Here is a 21053-nt window from a genome sequence, read left to right on the forward strand (position 1 = left end):
AAAGGCCGGGTCTGGTATTATCCTCAGCCTTTGTTGATACCAGTTCGCAATTTGCGCTGAAGCGGCCAATGCCATGATTAAACAACGCACCCTGAAAAATATCATCCGTGCCACAGGTGTCGGCCTGCACTCCGGGGAAAAGGTTTACCTGACCCTCAAACCCGCACCTGTGGATACCGGCATCGTATTTCGTCGTGCCGACCTCGACCCCGTGGTGGAAATTCCTGCCCGCGCGGCGAATGTCGGCGAGACCACCATGTCGACGACACTGGTCAACGGCGATACCAAGGTAGACACGGTTGAGCACTTGCTCTCGGCCATGGCTGGCCTGGGCATCGATAACGCCTACGTCGAGCTCTCCGCGTCCGAAGTGCCGATCATGGACGGTAGCGCTGGGCCCTTTGTATTCCTGATTCAATCTGCCGGCCTGGAAGAACAGGACGCAGCCAAGAAGTTCATCCGCATCCTGCGCGAAGTGACAGTGGAAGACGGCGACAAGCGCGCCACTTTCCTGCCGTTCGACGGGTTCAAGGTGAGTTTCGAGATCGATTTCGATCACCCGGTGTTCCACAACCGGACTCAAAGTGCCAGCGTGGACTTTTCCAGCACCTCGTTCGTGAAGGAAGTCAGCCGCGCCCGTACCTTCGGGTTCATGAGTGACATCGAGTACCTGCGCAAGAACAACCTCGCACTCGGTGGCAGTGTGGAAAACGCCATCGTGGTCGACAAGGACGGCGTGCTCAACGAAGACGGTCTTCGCTACGAAGACGAATTCGTCAAGCACAAGATCCTCGACGCCATCGGCGACCTCTACCTGCTGGGCAACAGCCTGATCGGCGAGTTCAAGGGCTACAAGTCCGGACACGCGCTGAACAACCAGCTGCTGCGCAAGCTGATCGAGGAAAAAGACGCCTGGGAAGTGGTGACTTTCGAAGATGCCAGCACGGCACCGATCTCTTACATGCGTCCGGTTGCGGCAGTGTAAGTACGAACACTCTCTTCTTTAGTTTTTTTGGGCCACCTTCGGGTGGCCTTTTTTATGCCTGGTTTTTGCTCGACACAGTACCTGTGGGAGCCGGTCTTGCCGGCGATGGGCTGCGCAGCAGCCCCATGTACGGAATATCAGCCGTCCGCCGAATCCTTGTCTCGCGCATGGCTGGCCAGCCGCTCCAGCGCCGCCCGCAGCTTGGGATCGCTGATGCCCTCAGCCGTCGCCTGAATGCTCTCGGCCGCGCGGCTCGACAGGTCTGCGGTGTGCCCGACCGCCCGGCTCTGGGTGGTCGGTGGCTGCACCTTGAACAGGATCCGGGTCAGGCTGGCGAAGACCTCCAGGGTCTGCAACTGGCGTTGCAGGCGTTTTTGCTGGTACCGCAGGCGGGTGGCCCAGTGGCCGTCGGTGACGATCAGCAGCAGCGTGCCTTCGCGCCAGGAGGCGATGTGGCAATGCTCACGGGCAGCCGGCTGCAACTGGCTGTCGAGCAGCTTCTGCAGTTGCGCCAGGCGCTGGGCCTGGCTGAACAGGGCTTTGAGCGGCCGGGCTTCGCGCAGAAGAACAGCGGGGGCGCGGGCTGGCGAGGGGCGAAAAGCCATGAAGGGACACCTGAAGTTACAGAGCTGCCATCTTAGCAGATCGCCTGTGGTAAGCCTTGGCCAGGCAGTCAGGGTAAAACTTCATGTTGCAATGGGTTGAAGTTGGCGAAAAAGGCCTTATTTTAACCATGCCCCGTCAAAGCGCTGTGCCAGCATCGTGGAAATCCGCCACTTTCCTCACCATCGTTTCCGGGTAGAATGCTCGTTCGCATGCGGCCATAAGGGCTGCACGGGCGACTTACGGGGCCGCCCTCCATCCCCACGTGTGGAAGATCCTGCCGATATGTTTGCGCCTTTGTTAAAAAAACTTTTTGGAAGCAAGAACGAGCGTGAAGTCAAACGCATGCTCAAGACGGTACAGATCGTCAATGCCTTCGAAGAGCAGATGGTGGCCCTCTCGGATGAGCAGCTGCGCGCCAAGACCGCAGAGTTCAAAGAGCGCCTGGCCAAAGGCGAGACCCTCGACCAGCTGTTGCCTGAAGCCTTCGCGGTTGCCCGTGAAGCCGGCAAGCGGGTCATGGGCATGCGTCACTTCGATGTGCAGCTGATCGGCGGCATGACCTTGCACGAAGGCATGATCGCAGAAATGCGTACCGGTGAAGGCAAGACCTTGGTCGCAACCCTGGGCGTGTACCTCAATGCCTTGTCGGGCAAAGGCGTGCACGTGGTCACGGTGAACGACTACCTGGCCCGCCGCGACGCCAACTGGATGCGTCCGCTGTACGAATTCCTCGGCCTGACCGTCGGCGTCGTTACGCCGTTCCAGCCGCCGGAAGAGAAGCGCATCGCCTATGCCGCCGACATCACCTACGGCACCAACAACGAATTCGGTTTCGATTACCTGCGCGACAACATGGCCTTCAGCATGGAAGAGAAATTCCAGCGTGAGCTGAATTTTGCCGTGATCGACGAAGTCGACTCCATCCTGATCGACGAAGCCCGTACCCCGCTGATCATCTCCGGCCAGGCCGAAGACAGCTCCAAGCTGTACATCGAGATCAACAAGCTGATCCCGCGCCTCAAGCAGCACATCGAGGAAGTCGAGGGCCAGGTTACCCAGGAAGGCCACTACAGCATCGACGAGAAGAGCCGTCAGGTTGAACTCAACGAAGCCGGCCACCAGTTCATCGAAGAGATGCTCACCCAGGTCGGTCTGCTGGCCGAGGGCGAGAGCCTCTACTCGGCGCACAACCTGGGCCTGCTGACCCACGTCTACGCCGGCCTGCGCGCGCACAAGCTGTTCCATCGCAACGTTGAATACATCGTCCAGGACGGCCAGATCCTGCTGATCGACGAACACACCGGCCGTACCATGCCGGGCCGTCGTCTGTCCGAAGGCCTGCACCAGGCGATCGAAGCGAAAGAGAACCTGAACATTCAGGCCGAGAGTCAGACCCTGGCTTCGACCACCTTCCAGAACTACTTCCGCCTGTACAACAAGCTGTCCGGCATGACCGGTACCGCCGACACCGAAGCGTTCGAGTTCCAGTCGATCTACGGACTCAACGTGATGGTGATCCCGCCGAACAAGCCGTTGGCCCGTAAGGACTTCAACGACCTGGTGTACCTGACTGCCGAAGAGAAGTACCAGGCGATCATCGCCGACATCAAGGAAAGCATGACCCAGGGCCGCCCCGTCCTGGTGGGTACGGCGACCATCGAAACCTCCGAGCACATGTCCAACCTGCTGCAGAAGGAAGGCATCGATCACAAGGTCCTCAACGCCAAGTACCACGAGAAAGAAGCCGAGATCATTGCCCAGGCCGGTCGCCCGGGTGCGCTGACCATCGCCACCAACATGGCCGGCCGTGGTACCGACATCCTCCTGGGCGGTAACTGGGAAGTCGAAGTCGCCGCCATGGAAAACGCGACGCCTGAGCAGGTTGCGCAGATCAAGGCCGACTGGCAGAAGCGTCACCAGCAGGTGATCGAGTCCGGTGGCCTGCACGTGATCGCCTCCGAGCGTCACGAGTCGCGCCGTATCGACAACCAGCTGCGTGGCCGTTCCGGCCGTCAGGGCGACCCGGGTTCGAGCCGTTTCTACCTGTCGCTGGAAGACAGCCTGATGCGTATCTTCGCCTCCGACCGGGTGAAGAACTTCATGAAGGCGCTGGGCATGCAGTCCGGTGAAGCCATCGAACACCGCATGGTCACCAACGCCATCGAAAAGGCCCAGCGCAAGGTCGAAGGCCGCAACTTCGACATTCGTAAACAGCTGCTCGAATTCGACGACGTCGCCAACGAGCAACGTAAAGTCATCTACCACATGCGTAACAGCCTGCTGGCAGCTGACAATATTGGCGACACCATCGCCGACTTCCGCCAGGAAGTGCTCGACGCCACCGTCGCCCAGCACATTCCGCCGCAGTCGCTGCCCGAGCAGTGGGATGTTGCCGGCCTGGAAGCGTCGCTGGCCAGCGATTTCGGGGTCAAGCTGCCGATCCAGCAATGGCTCGACGAAGACGACCACCTGTACGAAGAAACCCTGCGCGAGAAGCTCATGGCCGAGCTGCTGGCGGCCTACAACGAGAAGGAAGAGCAGGCCAGCGCCGAAGCCCTGCGCACCTTCGAGAAGCAGATCCTGCTGCGCGTCCTCGACGACCTGTGGAAAGACCACCTGTCGACCATGGACCACCTGCGTCACGGTATCCATCTGCGCGGCTATGCGCAGAAGAACCCGAAGCAGGAGTACAAGCGCGAGTCGTTCAACCTGTTCCAGGAACTGCTCGATTCGATCAAGCGCGACACCATCCGCGTGCTCTCGCACGTTCAGGTTCGCCGCGAAGATCCGGTCGAGGAAGAAGCCCGTCTGCGCCGCGAAGCCGAAGAACTGGCTGCGCGCATGCAGTTCCAGCACGCCGAGGCCCCAGGCCTGGAAGCTGAGCCGCAGGAAGAGGGCGCTGACGTTGCCGTGGCCACCGCGCCCGTACGCAACGAGCAGAAGCTGGGCCGCAACGAGCCATGCTGGTGCGGTTCGGGCAAGAAGTTCAAGCAGTGCCACGGCAAGATCGACTGATCAGACCGTCGTTGCACCCCGCTGACATCTGAACACCGCGCCGCGACTGGTACTCACCGTCGCGGCGTTGTTCCATCTCAAGCGCCGGTTATCTCGACCCGGCGCATTTTTTCTAGGAGCGCTTTCATGGCTGTTGGTCTTGGTCCTTTGCCAACGTTGCACCCGGTTCCAGGTTTCGAACTCGGCATCGCCTCTGCGGGCATCAAGCGCCCGGGGCGCAAGGACGTGGTGGTAATGCGCTGCGCCGAAGGCTCCAGTGTTGCCGGCGTGTTCACCCTGAACGCGTTCTGCGCCGCTCCCGTGATCCTTGCCAAGCAGCGCGTGCAGGGCACCGTGCGCTACCTGCTGACCAACACCGGCAACGCCAATGCCGGCACCGGCGCGCCGGGCCTGGCCGCCGCCGAACGCACCTGCGCCAAGCTGGCCGGGCTGACTGGCGTCGACGCCAGCGCCGTGCTGCCGTTTTCCACCGGCGTGATCGGCGAGCCGCTGCCGGTCGAGAAGATCGAAGGCGCCCTGCAGGCCGCCCTGGATGACCTGTCGGAAAACAACTGGGCCGCTGCCGCCACCGGCATCATGACCACCGATACCCTGCCAAAAGGCGCCAGCCGACAGTTCCAGCATGACGGCGTGACCATCACCGTCACCGGCATCAGCAAGGGCGCGGGCATGATCCGTCCGAACATGGCGACCATGCTCGGCTACATCGCCACCGACGCCAAGGTGGCGCCTGCGGTGCTCAAGGACCTGATCCTCGACGGCGCCAACAAGTCGTTCAACCGCATCACCATCGACGGCGACACCTCGACCAACGACTGCTGCATGCTGATTGCCACCGGCAAGGCCGATGTCGCCGAAGTCACCGAAGCCAGCGGCCCGTTGTTCGAAGCGCTGAAAAAGGCCGTGTTCGAAGTGTGTATGGAAGTGGCCCAGGCCATCGTCCGTGACGGCGAAGGCGCGACTAAGTTCGTCACCGTTGAAGTCAATGGCGGCGGCAATCACCAGGAATGCCTGGACGTCGGCTACGCCGTGGCTCACTCGCCGCTGATCAAGACCGCGCTGTTCGCCTCTGACCCGAACTGGGGCCGGATCCTCGCCGCCGTCGGCCGTGCCGGCGTGCCGGACCTGGACGTCAGCCTGATCGACGTCTACCTGGGTGATGTGTGCATCGCCAGCAAGGGCGGGCGCAGCGCCAGCTACACCGAAGCCCAGGGCTCGGCAGTAATGGCCAAGGAAGAGATCACCATCCGTATCGAGCTGGGCCGTGGCCAGTGCAGCGAAACCATCTGGACCACTGACCTGTCCCACGAGTACGTGAAAATCAACGCCGAATACCGTACCTAACCTCATCGCGGGTCAAGCCCGCTCCTACAAAACCTGTAGGAGCGGGCTTGACCCGCGAAAAGTCCCTGATGGAGCTGAACCATGAGCTACCAACTGATCATCGGCGACAAGCTGTATTCCTCCTGGTCGCTGCGCGCCGCCCTGGCCCTCGAGCTGGCCGGTGCTTCCTATGATGAAACCCTGATCAAACTCAACCAGCCCGATACCCGCCAGCGTCTGCTCGAGCATTCGCCCACTGCCAAGGTGCCGCTGCTCAAGAGCGAGCATGGGGTAATCGCCGACTCCCTGGCGATCGCCGAGTACCTGGCTGAACGCTACCCGCACGCCAACCTCTGGCCCACCGACATCGCCGCCCGGGCCCAGGCCCGTTCGGCCTGCGCGCAGATGCACAGCGGCTTTTTCGCCCTGCGCGGCAACATGCCGTTCGACCTGTCCCGGGATGAAGCGCTGGAAACCGTGCCGCTGGACGTGCAGGTGGATATCGACCGCATCGTCGCGCTGTGGTCCGAATGCCGCCTGGCCGCCAAGGAAGCAGGCCCGTACCTGTTCGGCCGCGTCAGCCTGGTCGATGCCTTCTTTGCCCCGATCGCCGTGCGCCTGCGCACCTATCGGGTAGAGGTGCCGGCAGAAGCGGCAGCCTATATCGAAACCATCTACCAGTGGCCAGCCTTCCAGGCCTGGCAAAAGGCTGGCCTGGCGGAGCGTGAAGGGTGAAACGTGTGCATGTAGCCGCTGCGGTCATCCGCGGTACCGACGGGCGCATCCTGATTGCCCGCCGTGCCGACTGCCAGCATCAGGGCGGCCTGTGGGAGTTCCCGGGCGGCAAGGTTGAAGACGGCGAAGCGGTCGAGCGGGCCCTGGCGCGGGAGCTTCATGAAGAGCTGGGCATCGTCGTCACTGCGGCGCGGCCATTGATCAAGGTCAAACACGATTACCCGGACAAGCAGGTGCTGCTGGATGTCTGGGAGGTCAACGGTTTTACCGGCGAGCCCCACGGCGCAGAAGGCCAGCCTCTGGCCTGGGTAAGCGCGCGGGAGCTGCCGCACTACGACTTCCCCGAAGCCAACCAGCCGATCGTTGCTGCCGCGCGCTTGCCGGGGCAATACCTGATCACGCCCGAAGGCCTGGAAGTTCCGCAGATGCTGCGTGGCATCCAGAAGGCCATTGCCGGCGGGATCAAGCTGGTGCAACTGCGTGCGCCGAACATGTACGACCCCAAGTACCGCGATGTGGCGGTGGATGCGGTCGGGCTGTGTGCGGGCAAGGCGCAGTTGATGCTCAAGGGCCCGTTGGAGTGGCTGGGTGACTTCCCGGCGGCCGGTTGGCACCTGACCTCCGAGCAGTTGCGCAAGTACGCCAGCAAAGGCCGGCCGTTCCCCAAGGAACGCTGGCTGGCGGCGTCCTGCCACAATGCTGAAGAATTGGCGTTGGCCGAGCAGATGGGCGTGGATTTCGTCACCCTGTCGCCGGTGCAGGCGACCCAGACTCATCCACACGCCGTGCCGTTGGGTTGGGAGCAGGCGCAGCAACTGATCGAAGGCTTCAGCAAGCCCGTGTATTTGCTCGGTGGCGTGGGTGCTGCCGAGCTGGACAAGGCCTGGCTGCATGGCGCTCAGGGTGTGGCGGGGATCCGCGCATTTTGGCCTGAGCTCTGATAGGGGGCTGCTTTGCAGCCCATCGCTGGCATGCCAGCTCCCACAAGGTTCGGTGTATGCAGTCTTTGTGGGAGCTGGCTTGCCAGCGATGAGGCCCTCAAGGCTTGGCCGCAGCCTGCCACAACACCTCGGCAACGCCCTGACGCCGCGCAATCAACCGCGCCGCGACAAACAGCAAATCCGACAACCGGTTGATATACGCCAGCCCCACCCCGGCCAAAGGCTCGACACTGTTCAACTGCTGGCAACGCCGCTCGGCACTGCGCGCCAGGCTGCGGCACACATGGGCCTGGGCAATCAGTGCCGAACCACTGGGCAGGATAAAGTTCTCCAGCGGCCCCAGCTCTTCGTTCCAGCGGTCGATCGCCGCCTCCAGGCGCTCCACTTCAGCACTGTTCAGCGCCTGGTAAGCGGGCATCGCCAATTCCCCGCCCAGATCGAACAACCGGTGCTGACAAGGCGCCAGCACCTCGCTGAGCTCATCCAGCCTGTGCTCGGCCAACCCGGCCAGCAACAAACCCAGCTGGCTGTTGAGGCTGTCCACCTCGCCAATGGCTTCGATCCGCGGGTGGTCCTTGGGTACCCGGCGGCCATCGCCCAGGCCGGTCTCACCTTTGTCGCCGGTGCGGGTGTAGATCTTCGACAAACGAAAACCCATGCTCATGACTCCGTCTTCAGGGGGGCAAGCGGCAGGCGCAAGGTGAAGCAGGTGCCCTGGCCAGGTGCCGATTGCACCTCCATCTGCCCCTTGTGATTGTTGGTGATGATGAAATATGACACTGACAGGCCCAAGCCCGTGCCCTGGCCGATTTCCTTGGTGGTGAAGAACGGCTCGAAGGTACGTTTGCGCACTGCTTCGGGCATGCCGATACCGTTGTCCTCGACCTGGATCTCCGCCCACGGCGGATTGAGCCGGGTGCGCAGGGTGATACGCCCGGGCTCGCTGTCATCCTGGCGCAGGTGAATGGCCTGGGCGGCGTTTTTCAGCAGGTTGAGCAGCACCTGTTCCAGTTCGTTGGCGGTGCACGGCACCGGGCCCAGATCAGGGTCGAACTGGCGGACGATGGCCTGGCCCTTGAAATCGAAACCGATGGTCAGGTCGAAGTCGTTGCCGGCAATTTCCACCGCCTGGTCGATCAGCGCCGGCAGGTCGCAAGGCGCCAGCTGGCGGTTGCTGCGGCGGCTGAAGCTGAGCATGTGGGTGACGATCTTCGCTGCACGGGCACCGGCCTGCTGGATGCCGTCGAGCAACTGCGGTACTTCGCGGCTTTCCAGGTAGCGGTTGACGGTGGGCAGATCAATGCCGATCTCATCGGCCTGTTCCTGGTTCTTGGCCAGGTCCGGCGACAGCCGCCGGCGAATGTTCTGCACATTGTGCAGGATGGCGCCAAGGGGGTTGTTGATTTCGTGAGCCATGCCGGCTGCCAGGCCGCCGACTGAAAGCATCTTTTCCGACTGAACCATCATTTCTTCCAGCGACAGCCGCTGGGTGATGTCGTCGATCCGGATCACCACGCCGCGGCCACCACCGCCCATCAGCGGGTAGAAGGTCAGGGCATAGTGGCGGGCGTCGTCGTCCTTGGTCCAGGTCACCCGCTCGATCTTCGCCACCCGGTGCTTTTCGACGCTCTCCTTGAGCTGCGGCAGGAACGGCTTGAGCGGTTCGAAAGCGAGGAAGATCGGCTGGTTCAACGCTTCGTCAAGCGGTGTGCCGGAGAGCGCGCTGGCTTCCTGGTTCCACTGAGTGACGTAGAGCTGTTCGTCAAGGGCGATCAGCGCCGAGGGCATGGAGTCGATGATGCTGTTGAGATAATTCTGAAAGCCGGTGAGTTTTTTCTCGATCTTGCTGCGTACCTGAACTTCCAGCTCCAGTTTGCGGTTGGTGTGACGGGTTTCTTCGGCCAGACCCTGGGCCTGGTCGTAGGCGTCCTGAAATTCGTCGCGGGTGCGCTTGAGCTGCTGCTCGCGGGCTTCGATGCGCGAAAGCATGGTGTTGAAGGCGTCGGCCAGGCTGCCGATTTCGTCGTCATTGCCGCGTTTGGCGCGCAGGGCGTAGTTCTCTTCGCGGGTGACCTGGCGCGACAGTTCTTCGAGCTGGTAGATCGGCTGGGTGATCAGGCGCTTGATCTGCCGGGCGATGATCATCCACAGCAGGATACTGAACACCAGGATGCCCAGGCTGGCAGTCAGGGTGCCGGTGTAGAAGGCCATCGGCAGTTCGCTGCTGGCCACCAGCAACAGGTGGCCGGGCGGGCCGCCCGCACGGGGCAGGCTCACCAGTTGCGTGCTGCGAAATTCGGTCAGGCGCCAATTGTCGATGTTGCGGTAGCGCTTGGGCAACGGCAGGGCTTCACCATGCTGCAACTGCGCCAGCATCTTGCCGTCGCTGCCGTACAGGGCGGCGGCGCGCAGTGGGGTGTAGCTGTCGAGTTCCTTGAGCAGGGCTTTGGCGGCTTCCGGCGAATCGCTGGCCTGTTGCGCCAGTTGCGGATTGGACACCAGTCGGCCGATAGTCTGCAGGGCCTGCGGGGCCATGCTCTCCTGGGAGATCCAGTAGGCAGCGCTGATAAAGGTCAGGTTGGCCACCAGCAGGATGGTGATCAACAACACCAGCAGGGCGGCCAGCAACTTCTGGCCGACCGGCAGGTTCTCCAGGCGTTCGCGCAAGGTCATGTGAAAGGCGTTATCCCGGTCTGTAGGTGAAAGGGCAGGGTAGCGCCGTGCTCAGTCGCTGGGCAATCCGCGCGTGTTCAGGTGTTCGACCAGGCGCCGGTACAGCCGTTCCAGGTGCGGCAGCTGCCGGCCGTGACGGCTGGCGGTGCGGCAGGCATGGCCGAGCAGATAGTGGATTTCGGTGCGCCGGCCATGGCGAACATCCTGGTACATGGAAGAGTAGTTGGCCGCGGTGGCATGGATCACCCGTTCGACTTCCTCGTTGAGGCCCTCGGCCGCTTCCGGCTGGCCGCAATACTGCAGCAGCTCGGCCAGTTCTGCACACAGGGTGGCGACTTCGCAGTGATGCGCCTGCAGGCCGCCATTGCGACAGTCATGCAGCACGGTCAGCGGGTTGATCGCGCAGTTGAGCGCCAGTTTGCGCCACAGGCGGGTGAGGATGTCCGGGGTCCACTGGTGGGGAATGCCGGCGTCGCTCAGGTCTTCGAGCCAGCCCGGAGGGCCGGGGTTGGCCGGATCGCCCAGCCAGTTGAAGCCGTGACCGGCGAAATTCACCTGCCAGTCCTGTTCGCGGAACGCGCCTTCGGTGCTGGAGGCGAACACGCAGCGGGCGTGTGGCACGCGATTGGCCACTGCTTCCTGGCTGCCCAGGCCGTTCTGCAGCAGGATCAGCTCGGCGTCCCGGGCCAGGCGCGGCGCCAGTTGCGCCACCGCCTGTTCGGCGTCGTAAGCCTTGCAGGCCACCAGCAAACGGTGGATCGGCGTGTTGTCGTCGGCCAGTTGCGCCGGAATCGCCTGCAGTTGCGCCTTGCCCTGTTCGACCAGGGTCAGGCCGCCTGCGGCTTCATAGGCCTGTAACCGCGCCTTGTCGCGCAGGACCAGCCGGACCGGTTTGCCGGCGCGGGCCAGCCGGCAGGCCCAGAGGCTGCCCAGACTGCCGGCGCCGAGAATATGCCAGGTGCTGCTCATCAGCGTTTCGCAACCGTTATAATGATCCGGTATTTTAACCGTCAAACCCTGCGCGCTCCATCGCGCTCTTTCAGCAGAGCCGCGAGGGTGCCTTTATTTTTTGGAGAAAAGGTATGCCGTCGTTCGACGTGGTATCGGAACTGGACAAGCACGAAGTCACCAACGCCGTGGAAAACGCGGTCAAAGAGCTGGATCGCCGCTATGACCTCAAGGGCAAGGGCAGCTTCGAGTTCAAGGAAAAGGAGCTGACCGTCAACCTGACCGCCGAAGCCGAATTCCAGCTCGAGGCGATGATTGACATCCTCAAGCTGGCCCTGGTCAAGCGCAAGATCGACGTGCAGTGCCTGGAAGTGAAGGACGCCTTCGCCTCGGGCAAGGTCATGAAGCAGGAAGCGGTGCTCAAAGAGGGTATCGATAAAGAACTGGCGAAGAAGATCGTCGCTCATATCAAGGACGCCAAGCTCAAGGTCCAGGCCGCCATCCAGGGCGAGCAGGTGCGCGTCACCGGCAAGAAGCGCGACGACCTGCAAGAGGCCATCGCCGCCTTGCGCGCCAAAGAGTTCGGCATGCCCCTGCAGTTCAACAATTTCCGCGACTGAAGTCACGGAGCCCGGAACCTTGGCGCCTTTTTGGCGTCCGAGGGCCGAGGTGCCGCTGAAACGTTTGCGGCAGGTCTTATTCAGCTTTGTGCCGCCCGGCATCAGGAGAACACACTATGGATTTGAACGCTGAGGTCGACCAGCTGGTCAAGGCTTCGCAAACCTGGCTTCCGATGATCATGGAATACGGTAGCCGTCTGTTGCTGGCGTTGTTGACCCTGGCCATCGGCTGGTGGGTAATCAACAAGGTCACCTATCGCCTGGGCAAACTGCTTGCCCTGCGTAACGCCGACCTGGCCCTGCAAGGTTTCATCAGCAGCCTGGCCAACATCATTCTGAAGATCCTGCTGATTGTCAGCGTGGCCTCGATGATCGGCATCGAGACCACCTCGTTCGTCGCTGCCATCGGTGCTGCGGGCCTGGCCATCGGTCTGGCCCTGCAAGGTAGCCTGGCCAACTTCGCGGGCGGCGTGCTGATCCTGCTGTTCCGTCCGTTCCGTATCGGCGACTGGATCGAAGCCCAGGGTGTGGCGGGTACCGTCGACAGCATCCAGATCTTCCATACCGTGCTGCGTACCGGCGACAACAAGACCGTGATCCTGCCCAACGGCAGCCTGTCCAACGGCATCATCACCAACACCAACCGCCAGCCGACGCGCAAGGTGGTGTTCGATGTTGGCGTTGACTACGACGCCGACCTGCAAAAGGCCCGCAACGTGCTGCTGGAACTGGCCCAGGACCCGCGGGTGCACCAGGATCCGGCGCCACAGGCAGTGATTTCGACCTTGGGCGACAGCTCGATCACCGTATCGCTGCGCATCTGGGTCAACACCGCCGATTACTGGGACGTGCTGTTCATGCTCAACGAGCATGCCCGTGACCGCCTGAAGGCCGAGGGCATCGACATTCCCTTTCCACAGCGGGTGATCCGCGTGGTGCAGGAAGCGGCGGTGCAGTAACGACCGACGCAATCGCGGGGCAAGCCCGCTCCTACACAATCCTGTAGGAGCGGGCTTGCCCCGCGATGCTTTCAGCAGCCATTACACTTGTTCACGTCTTCGCGCTATCTGCGCCCAGTGCTTTCTGGCATATAGGCTCGCTTACTTCTGTTTGCCCGGTCTTATCATGCTTACCCCCCTGATCAACATTACGCCGCTACGGGCGTTTTGTTTCGCCATGACCCTGGCGCTGTTCGAACTGCTTACCTACCTCGCCAGCGACGTGGTGATGCCGGCCATGCCGGTGGTGGTCGGTGAGCTCAACGCCAGCCCCGAATTCATCCCCCATGCCCTGAACCTCTACCTGCTCGGTGGCGTGCTGCTGCAATGGCTGATCGGCCCGCTGGCCGACCGTTACGGCCGTCGTCCGTTGCTGCTGGGCGGCTGCGCGTTCTTCTGCCTGGCCTGTATCGCCACCTTCTGGGTGCAGAGCATCGAGCTGTTCAACCTGCTGCGCCTGTTGCAGGGCATTGGCCTGGGCTTTGTGGTGACGGTCAGCTACCCGGCACTCAACGAGGCGTTCAGCGAAGCCGATGCAGTGCGGATGATGGCCTTGCTGGCCAATATCGCCCTGCTGTCGCCGCTGCTTGGTCCGCTGGTCGGTACCCTGCTGCTGGAGTGGGTGTCCTGGCGCTGGCTGTTCGTGCTGTTCGGTGCGGCAGCGGTGCTGGCCTGGTTTGCCCTGTACCGGTTCATGCCGGAGACCCTCGGCGTCGAACGCCGGGATGGCTCGCGCCTGGCGTTCCAGCCGATCCACTTGCTGCCGTTGCTGGCCGGCTACGGGCAACTGTTGGCCAACCGCCGCTTTGTCGCCGGCAGTGCCGCGCTGGGCCTGGTCGGCCTGCCGCTGATCGGCTGGATCGGCCTGTCGCCGGTGCTGTTGATCCACGACGAGGGCCTGAGCACCCTGGATTACGCCCTGTGGCAATTGCCGGTGTTCGGCGGCCTGATCCTCGGCAACCTGGTGATCAACCGGATTGCCGATCGCCATGCGCTCACCACCCTGGTGCGATTGGCGTTGTGGCCGTTTCTGATCGGTTTGCTGGGCATGATGCTCGGCACCTGGCTGTACCCTTCGGTACCGAGCCTGGTGATCGGCATGTCGGTGTATGCGCTGGGCCTGGGTATTGCCAACGCCGTGCTGTACCGCATGACGCTGTTTTCCAGCGAGCAGAGCAAGGGTCTGGTGTCGGCGATGCTGGGGATGATCACCATTGCCCTGCTGGGCCTTGGCGGGGCGTTGCTGGCGATGCTCGGGGCTGGCGCCAGCCTTGTGCACTTCGCCCTGGCGGCGGGGGCGGCGGGAATTCTGGCGCTATGGCCGCTGAGGGTCGTTCTGAGCGCTTCCACCAACTTGCCAGAGGCTATCCCGGAGTAGCTCCGGTAATAGCCTCAGCGCGGTTCAGGGGCGTTCTCCAACCTGGTTCTCGAGCGGTTCCTGCTTGCCCCGCTCCTGGCGCCATTGCAGGGCGATCAGGATCAGGGTCGGCACGCCGAGCAGGGCGGTGATCAGGAAGAAGTCGTGGTAGCCGAACTTCTCGACCATGACTCCCGAGTAACCGCCGATCAGCCGCGGCAACAGCAGCATGATCGAACTGAGCAGGGCGTACTGCGTCGCCGAGAACTTCAGGTTGGTCAAACTCGACAGGTAGGCGACGAACGCCGAGGTGGCCAGGCCCGAGCTGAAGTTGTCCAGCGAAATGGTCAGCACCAGCATCTGCAGGTTGGCGCCCATGTCGGCGAGCATCAGGAACAGAATGTTGGTCGCCGCCGACGCCACGCCGCCGATGAACAGGATCGGCAGGATACCGAAGCGCACGATCAGCAGGCCGCCAAAACCGGCACCCACCAGGGTCATGATCAGGCCGAAGATCTTGCTGACGCTGGCGATCTGGTCCTTGGTGAAGCCCTGGTCGATGTAGAACACGTTGGCCATCACGCCCATCACCGTGTCGGACATCCGGTAGGTGGCGATCAGCCCGAGCAGCAGCAGGGCCTGCCAGCGGTAGCGGGTGATGAAGTCGTTGACCGGGGTCAGCACCGGTGCCAGGCCACGGCGGCCCATGGACGACAGGCACAGGACGGTCAGGGTGATGTACAGGATCGCCCGCAGGAAGGCGCGGTCTTCGAGCAGCAGGTCGAGCAGGCTCACGCCTTCGAACAGCACGCTGGCGAAATCGGTGTTGTACAGCTGGGTGAACGTTGCCGGTACCGATACCAGCAGGATGATCAGCACGAACACCGACACCAGCTGGTGGCTCAGGCCGTAGCGCGCCGCCGACAGCTGGGTGCGCAGTGGCACCGGAGGCTCGCGCATCAACAGGGTGGTGATCACTGCCGGCAGCATCATCACACCGAACAGCACGTAGGTGCCGGTCCAGGCCTTGTGCAGGTAGCTGAAGCCGGTGGAGCCGAAGCCCTCGGCGAAGAACAGCGCACCGGCGGTGGCCAGCAGCGCGGCAACCCGGTAGCCGGCCATGTAGCTGGCGGCAAGCGCAGCCTGGCGCTGGTCGTCGGCGATTTCCAGGCGATAGGCGTCGACGGCGATGTCCTGGGTGGCCGAGGCAAAGGCCACCAGTACCGCCAGGGCAATCAGCCACGACAGGTGTTTTTGCGGGTCGCAGAAGCCCATGCCGACCAGGCCGATGACCACCAGCACCTGAGACAGCACCAGCCAGGAGCGACGGCGCCCGAGTTTGCCGAGCAAGGGCAGGCGCCATTGGTCGAGCAGCGGCGACCACACCCATTTGAAGGCATAGGCCAAGCCGATCAGGCTGGCATAACCGATGGTTTCACGGGCCACGCCGGCCTCGCGCAGCCATACCGACAGGGTCGAAAACACCAGCATGTAAGGCAAGCCGGCGGCAAAGCCGAGCAACAACAGTACCAGTGTCGACGGGCTGGCATAGGCAGCGAGCGCAGCGCGCCAGGTTTTACGGGGCATGGGCCAACATCTGCCTCAAGTTTACGAAAACAAAGCGCGCACTCTAACCGCTGTGCTCCATCGGGCGCCAGCCATGGCGCAACATATCCACACGATTATTGTGCAGGGTGATGCCTTCTGCCCGTAGCCGGGCACGCTGCTCGTCGCCCGATGGGGTGCCCAGCGCCAGGCTCAGGCGACCGCCGGCGCCCAGCACCCGGTGCCAGGGCAACTGGGTGTCACTGGGCAGCTGGCTCAGGGTACGCCCGACCCAGCGCGCTGCACGGCCAAGGCCGGCCAGGTGGGCGAGCTCGCCGTAGCTGATCACCTTGCCGGCGGGTACCTGGCCAAGCACCAGATAGAGTGCCATTCGTCGGGCTTCGGCGCTTTCGGTCGGATCGCCAGGAATCCCGCTCATCGCGCAATTGACCCAGACCACGCGGGATGTGCCGGGTAGAGCGGGCAAATAAGAATTGAACTCATCGACATGGTGCAGGTCAGTCCTTGCTCTGATGGCGGGTATCTGGATAATGCCCGACTTTTTTCGCGAACCCGAGTCCGTTGCTGCTTATGTCTCCTAGAGCCCTGTTGTGCGTTGCCCTGGCCGCTGCCTGTACCCCAGCCCTTGCCGATACCGTGTGGATGAAAAACGGTGACAAGCTGAGCGGCAAGATCAAGGTCTTTGATGGCGGTAAACTGCTGCTCGAAACGCCCTATGGCGGCTCCATTGCACTGGACTGGAAGCAGGTCAAGACTCTGGAAAGCGACCAGGAACTGCTGGTCAAGCAGGACGCCTACACCGGCGAGAAGGCCAAGTCGCTGCACGCTGCAGACAACGGTAAGGTCACTCTGGCCAACGGCGAGACACCCAGGACGGTCGAGCTGGCCAGCATCCAGCAGATCATGAAACCAAAGCCGGTGGTCGAGGACCTGACCTGGAAGGGTAACGTCGACCTGGCCCTGGACTACAAACGCGCCGAAACCAACAGCGACGACTACGACATCGACTTCAAGACCACCGCCCGTCACGGCCGCTGGCGCCACCAGGCCGAGGGCGAATACAACCGCGAGAGCAAGGACGACGTCACCACCACCAACAACTGGAGCGCCGAATATGCGCTGGACCGCTTCATTACCGAGAAGTGGTTCTGGCAGGGCCGTCTGGAATACAAGCGTGACCATATCGAAGACCTGGCCCGCCAGCGCACCGTGGGTACCGGCCCGGGTTACCAGTTCTGGGACAACGAGCTGGGCGCGTTCTCCCTCGGCTCGCTGATCAACCGTACCGACTATGAATACGCTGATGGCGGCAAGGACAACTTCTACTCGCTGGCCATGAAGTGGGACTACAACCGCTACCTGATCGGCAAGCGCGTCGAGTTCTTCACCAACGGCGAGGTCGGCAAGCCGCTCGGCGGCGTCGCCGAGTACGCCCTGGATGCCGAAGTCGGCCTGCGCTACAAGGTCACCGAATGGGCCTCGCTCAACCTCAAGGCCGAGAAGGACATCATCAGCGGCACCCGCGACAGCGACCTGGACAAGACCCGCTACACCGCAGGTTTTGGCGTCGCCTGGTAAGCACGCTGGCAACCCCGGGCGATAATGATTATTTTGTCGGTTAACCAGGCTGGTCGGGCACTTTCACCGCCAGCCACGACGACGATTATCGAGCGGGGAGACATACAGTGAGCGCGAAAGCCGCAACACAGGCACGGGAGCTGCTGCTCAAGGAATACCGCGGGGTGCTGTCGACCCATTCCAAGTCGATGCCGGGGTTTCCCTTCGGTTCGGTGGTGCCCTACTGCCTGGATGCCGACGGCAACCCGCTGATCCTGATCAGCCGCATTGCCCAGCACACCCACAACCTGCAAAAAGACCCCAAGTGCTCGTTGCTGGTAGGCGAGCGTGATGCCCAGGACGTCCAGGCAGTGGGCCGCCTGACCGTGCTGGCCGAGGCGCACAAGCTGGTTGAGCCCGAAGCGGTCGAAGCCGCAGCAGAGCGCTACTATCGCTATTTTCCAGAGTCGGCCAACTACCATCAAGCCCACGATTTTGACTTCTGGGTGCTCAAGCCGGTGCGCCATCGCTACATCGGCGGCTTCGGCGCGATCCACTGGGTCGATCACCTGAGCCTGGCCAACCCCTTTGCCGGCAAGGCCGAACAGAGCATGATCGAGCACATGAACAGCGATCATGCCAATGCCATCGAACACTACGTCCAGCTCAGCGGCCTGCCCCAGGGCGTGGCGGCGCAGATGGTCGGCATCGACAGCGAGGGCATGCACCTGCGCATTGGTCAGGGCTTGCACTGGTTGCCGTTCGCTGCGCCCTGCAATACGCCGATACAAGTGCGCGAGGCCCTGGTTTTTCTGGCCCGCGCCGATCAATGGCCGCAACGTGCAACCGCCGAGGCTTGAAATGGCGATGGATCGCATCCATTAAAGGTCTACTGCAAGGACATCTTGCGCAGAGGAACCGTTGATGCGTGCTTTTCTATTGCTGTTTCTGATTTTTCCGGTGCTGGAGCTGTATGTGTTTTTCAAGGTCAGCACCGCGATCGGCTTCTTTCCGGCGCTGCTGCTGATCATCGCCGGCTCTGCCCTGGGTGTGCTGGTGGTGCGGGTGGCGGGTCTGGCCACCGCCCTGCGTGCCCGCGAGAGCCTGCAGCGTGGCGAATTGCCTGCCGAAGACATGTTCCACGGGCTGATGCTGGCGCTGGGTGGCGGCCTGCTGCTGTTGCCAGGTTTCATCAGTGACGTGATCGGTCTGGTCTGCCTGCTGCCGTTCACCCGCCGCCTGCTCGGGCGCAAGATGCGCGAGCGCGCCGAGGCCCAGGCCATGCGCCAGCGCGCCTTTGGCGATGACCCGTTCATGGCGCGCCCAGGTCAGTCCAGCCGTGGCCATCAGCCAACGGTGATCGAAGGCGAAGTGGTCGGCCGTGAAGATCCTGCTCAGCCCAACCTGCGCAATCCTCGGGATCTGTAAAGGTTGCTTGTGCTGTGCCAGCGGCCCCTTTTGGGGCCGTTTTGCTGTACAGGGGGCTGATCGCTAAAAATTTTCATCAGCAAGCCTTGTAATTGCTCTTGGCGACCTCATGTATGGGTCACCGCAAGGTTTCTGGTGATTTGCACCAGACATTACATGTGTGGTCCGCCCCGCGGGCTACGAGCGGCCAAGCCGCAAGCATCAACCCGCCGGTGTCGATACCGGCCGATGAAAACCACAATTAGGAGAGATCGACAATGAAGCTTCGTCCTCTGCATGACCGCGTCGTTATCCGTCGCAGCGAAGAAGAATCGAAAACCGCTGGCGGTATCGTTCTGCCAGGTTCGGCCGCTGAAAAACCTAACCGTGGCGAAGTCGTCGCTGTAGGTACCGGTCGCATCCTGGACAACGGTGAAGTGCGTGCGCTGGCCGTGAAAGTGGGTGACAAGGTGGTTTTCGGCCCTTACTCGGGCAGCAACACTGTGAAAGTTGACGGCGAAGACCTGCTGGTGATGGCTGAGAACGAAATTCTCGCTGTCATCGAAGGCTGATTCCGCTGGTTTCCCGTTACTCCAAAGTATTCAAGGATTAAACGATCATGGCTGCTAAAGACGTAAAATTCGGCGACTCCGCCCGTAAGAAAATGCTCGTTGGTGTCAACGTTCTGGCTGATGCTGTAAAAGCCACCCTGGGCCCGAAAGGCCGTAACGTTGTTCTGGCCAAGAGCTTCGGCGCTCCGACCATCACCAAAGACGGTGTTTCGGTTGCCAAAGAAATCGAGCTGAAAGACGCTTTCGAAAACATGGGCGCCCAGCTGCTCAAAGACGTTGCCTCCAAGGCCAACGACGAAGCCGGTGACGGCACCACCACCGCAACCGTTCTGGCTCAGGCCATCGTCAGCGAAGGCCTGAAAGCCGTTGCTGCCGGCATGAACCCGATGGACCTGAAGCGTGGTATCGACAAGGCCACCATCGCCATCGTCAAAGAGCTGAAGACCCTGTCCAAGCCATGCGCCGACTCCAAGGCCATCGCCCAGGTCGGTACCATCTCGGCCAACTCCGACAACTCCATCGGTGACATCATCGCCGAAGCCATGGAAAAAGTCGGTAAAGAAGGCGTGATCACCGTCGAAGAAGGCTCGGGCCTGGAAAACGAACTGTCGGTCGTGGAAGGCATGCAGTTCGACCGTGGCTACCTGTCCCCTTACTTCGTCAACAAGCCAGACACCATGGTCGCCGAGCTGGATGGCCCGCTGCTGCTGCTGGTTGACAAGAAGATCTCCAACATCCGCGAACTGCTGCCAGTTCTGGAAGCCGTTGCCAAGGCCGGCCGTCCACTGCTGATCGTGGCTGAAGACGTCGAAGGCGAAGCGCTGGCTACCCTGGTAGTCAACAACATGCGCGGCATCGTCAAGGTTGCAGCGGTCAAGGCACCTGGCTTCGGCGACCGCCGCAAGGCCATGCTGCAGGACATCGCTGTCCTGACCGGCGGTACCGTGATCTCCGAAGAAATCGGCCTGAGCCTGGAGTCCGCTACCCTGGAGCACCTGGGTAACGCCAAGCGCGTGACCCTGTCCAAGGAAAACACCATCATCGTCGACGGTGCTGGCGTAGAAGGCGACATCCAGGCGCGTATCGCCCAGATCCGCACTCAGGTCAACGAGACTTCCTCGGACTACGACCGTGAAAAACTGCAAGAGCGTCTGGCCAAACTGGCTGGCGGTGTTGCCGTGATCAAGGTTGGTGCTGGCACCGAAGTCGAAATGAAAGAGAAGAAAGCCCGCGTTGAAGACGCCCTGCACGCTACCCGTGCAGCCGTCGAAGAAGGCGTGGTGCCTGGCGGTGGTGTTGCACTGGTTCGCGCTCTGCAAGCCATCGAAGGCCTGAAAGGCGACAACGAAGAGCAGAACGTTGGTATCCAGCTGCTGCGTCGCGCTGTTGAAGCGCCGCTGCGCCAGATCGTTGCCAACGCCGGCGACGAGCCAAGCGTAGTGGTCGACAAGGTCAAGCAAGGTTCCGGCAACTTCGGTTACAACGCTGCTACCGGCGAGTACGGCGACATGATCGAAATGGGTATCCTGGACCCTGCCAAGGTAACCCGTTCGGCCCTGCAAGCTGCAGCTTCGATCGGCGGTCTGATGATCACCACCGAAGCCATGGTTGCTGACGCTCCAGTTGAAGCTGGTGCTGGCGGCGGCATGCCAGACATGGGCGGCATGGGTGGTATGGGCGGCATGGGCGGCATGATGTAAGCCAGCCTTACCCGTTCGATAAAAAGCCCCGCCTAGTGCGGGGCTTTTTT

The 21053-nt window shown here is 62.1% G+C and carries 19 protein-coding genes; 13 read left to right on the forward strand and 6 right to left on the reverse strand.

The window, feature by feature from the left end:
* Positions 1-73: 73 nt before the first annotated feature.
* The gene (gene lpxC / locus CCOS864_RS05760; protein WP_115085438.1) at positions 74-985 is read left to right on the forward strand and encodes a UDP-3-O-acyl-N-acetylglucosamine deacetylase; all 912 of its coding nucleotides are present in this window, start codon (positions 74-76) and stop codon (positions 983-985) included.
* 137 nt (positions 986-1122) lie between these two features.
* Here the strand turns inward: lpxC and CCOS864_RS05765 are convergent, their stop codons facing one another.
* Positions 1123-1590, reverse strand: coding sequence for a DUF721 domain-containing protein (locus tag CCOS864_RS05765; RefSeq protein ID WP_115085439.1), 468 nt, complete (start codon positions 1588-1590; stop codon positions 1123-1125).
* Between the two features lie 283 nt (positions 1591-1873).
* Here CCOS864_RS05765 and secA point away from each other — a divergent pair, with 283 nt between their 5' ends.
* The 4 genes from secA (at position 1874) to CCOS864_RS05785 (ending at position 7605) form a co-directional block, all read left to right on the forward strand.
* Entirely contained in the window at positions 1874-4606 is a 2733-nt protein-coding gene (gene secA / locus CCOS864_RS05770) for a preprotein translocase subunit SecA (RefSeq protein ID WP_115085440.1), read from the forward strand.
* Positions 4607-4732: 126 nt separating this feature from the next.
* Positions 4733-5950, forward strand: a complete 1218-nt coding sequence (gene argJ / locus CCOS864_RS05775; protein WP_115085441.1) for a bifunctional glutamate N-acetyltransferase/amino-acid acetyltransferase ArgJ — start codon at positions 4733-4735, stop codon at positions 5948-5950.
* Between the two features lie 81 nt (positions 5951-6031).
* Positions 6032-6664: a glutathione S-transferase gene (locus CCOS864_RS05780; protein ID WP_115085442.1), complete on the forward strand. Its 633-nt coding sequence runs from the start codon at positions 6032-6034 to the stop codon at positions 6662-6664.
* Complete coding sequence (locus CCOS864_RS05785) at positions 6661-7605, forward strand: Nudix family hydrolase (protein ID WP_115085443.1); 945 nt, start codon at positions 6661-6663, stop codon at positions 7603-7605. Before CCOS864_RS05780 ends, CCOS864_RS05785 begins: the two co-directional genes overlap by 4 nt.
* Before the next feature lie 97 nt (positions 7606-7702).
* Here the strand turns inward: CCOS864_RS05785 and CCOS864_RS05790 are convergent, their stop codons facing one another.
* Genes CCOS864_RS05790 through CCOS864_RS05800 form a run of 3 tightly spaced genes read right to left on the reverse strand, consistent with a single transcriptional unit; the run spans position 7703 to position 11247 of the window.
* A complete protein-coding gene (locus tag CCOS864_RS05790) occupies positions 7703-8263 on the reverse strand; it encodes a cob(I)yrinic acid a,c-diamide adenosyltransferase (RefSeq protein ID WP_115085444.1) in 561 nt (186 codons plus the stop codon).
* A 2-nt stretch (positions 8264-8265) separates the two neighbouring features.
* Complete coding sequence (locus CCOS864_RS05795; protein ID WP_115085445.1) at positions 8266-10278, reverse strand: sensor histidine kinase; 2013 nt, start codon at positions 10276-10278, stop codon at positions 8266-8268.
* Positions 10279-10329: 51 nt separating this feature from the next.
* Positions 10330-11247, reverse strand: coding sequence for a putative 2-dehydropantoate 2-reductase (locus tag CCOS864_RS05800; RefSeq protein ID WP_115085446.1), 918 nt, complete (start codon positions 11245-11247; stop codon positions 10330-10332).
* 113 nt (positions 11248-11360) lie between these two features.
* Here CCOS864_RS05800 and CCOS864_RS05805 point away from each other — a divergent pair, with 113 nt between their 5' ends.
* From CCOS864_RS05805 to CCOS864_RS05815, 3 genes are all read left to right on the forward strand, one after another.
* On the forward strand, positions 11361-11846 hold the full coding sequence (locus CCOS864_RS05805; RefSeq protein ID WP_010220808.1) for a YajQ family cyclic di-GMP-binding protein: 486 nt from the start codon (positions 11361-11363) through the stop codon (positions 11844-11846).
* A gap of 116 nt (positions 11847-11962) precedes the next feature.
* Positions 11963-12805: a mechanosensitive ion channel family protein gene (locus CCOS864_RS05810; protein WP_115085447.1), complete on the forward strand. Its 843-nt coding sequence runs from the start codon at positions 11963-11965 to the stop codon at positions 12803-12805.
* A 166-nt stretch (positions 12806-12971) separates the two neighbouring features.
* Positions 12972-14222, forward strand: coding sequence for an MFS transporter (locus CCOS864_RS05815; RefSeq protein ID WP_115085448.1), 1251 nt, complete (start codon positions 12972-12974; stop codon positions 14220-14222).
* Between the two features lie 24 nt (positions 14223-14246).
* On the opposite strand, the gene CCOS864_RS05820 is transcribed toward CCOS864_RS05815, so the two are convergent.
* Both CCOS864_RS05820 and CCOS864_RS05825 read right to left on the reverse strand, forming a co-directional pair.
* Positions 14247-15788, reverse strand: a complete 1542-nt coding sequence (locus tag CCOS864_RS05820; RefSeq protein ID WP_115085449.1) for an AmpG family muropeptide MFS transporter — start codon at positions 15786-15788, stop codon at positions 14247-14249.
* A 43-nt stretch (positions 15789-15831) separates the two neighbouring features.
* Positions 15832-16185, reverse strand: a complete 354-nt coding sequence (locus CCOS864_RS05825) for an MGMT family protein (protein WP_115085450.1) — start codon at positions 16183-16185, stop codon at positions 15832-15834.
* 152 nt (positions 16186-16337) lie between these two features.
* On the opposite strand from CCOS864_RS05825, the gene CCOS864_RS05830 reads away from it, so the two are divergent.
* From CCOS864_RS05830 to groL, 5 genes are all read left to right on the forward strand, one after another.
* Positions 16338-17345: a DUF481 domain-containing protein gene (locus tag CCOS864_RS05830; RefSeq protein ID WP_115085696.1), complete on the forward strand. Its 1008-nt coding sequence runs from the start codon at positions 16338-16340 to the stop codon at positions 17343-17345.
* Between the two features lie 107 nt (positions 17346-17452).
* A complete protein-coding gene (locus CCOS864_RS05835; protein ID WP_115085451.1) occupies positions 17453-18184 on the forward strand; it encodes a HugZ family pyridoxamine 5'-phosphate oxidase in 732 nt (243 codons plus the stop codon).
* Positions 18185-18248: 64 nt separating this feature from the next.
* The gene (locus tag CCOS864_RS05840; protein ID WP_115085452.1) at positions 18249-18752 is read left to right on the forward strand and encodes an FxsA family protein; all 504 of its coding nucleotides are present in this window, start codon (positions 18249-18251) and stop codon (positions 18750-18752) included.
* A 257-nt stretch (positions 18753-19009) separates the two neighbouring features.
* Positions 19010-19303: a co-chaperone GroES gene (locus CCOS864_RS05845; RefSeq protein WP_003260750.1), complete on the forward strand. Its 294-nt coding sequence runs from the start codon at positions 19010-19012 to the stop codon at positions 19301-19303.
* A gap of 47 nt (positions 19304-19350) precedes the next feature.
* Entirely contained in the window at positions 19351-21003 is a 1653-nt protein-coding gene (gene groL / locus CCOS864_RS05850) for a chaperonin GroEL (protein WP_115085453.1), read from the forward strand.
* The last annotated feature ends 50 nt before the right edge of the window (positions 21004-21053 follow it).

The sequence above is a fragment of the Pseudomonas wadenswilerensis genome, from assembly GCF_900497695.1.
GTDB classification, from domain to species: domain Bacteria; phylum Pseudomonadota; class Gammaproteobacteria; order Pseudomonadales; family Pseudomonadaceae; genus Aquipseudomonas; species Aquipseudomonas wadenswilerensis.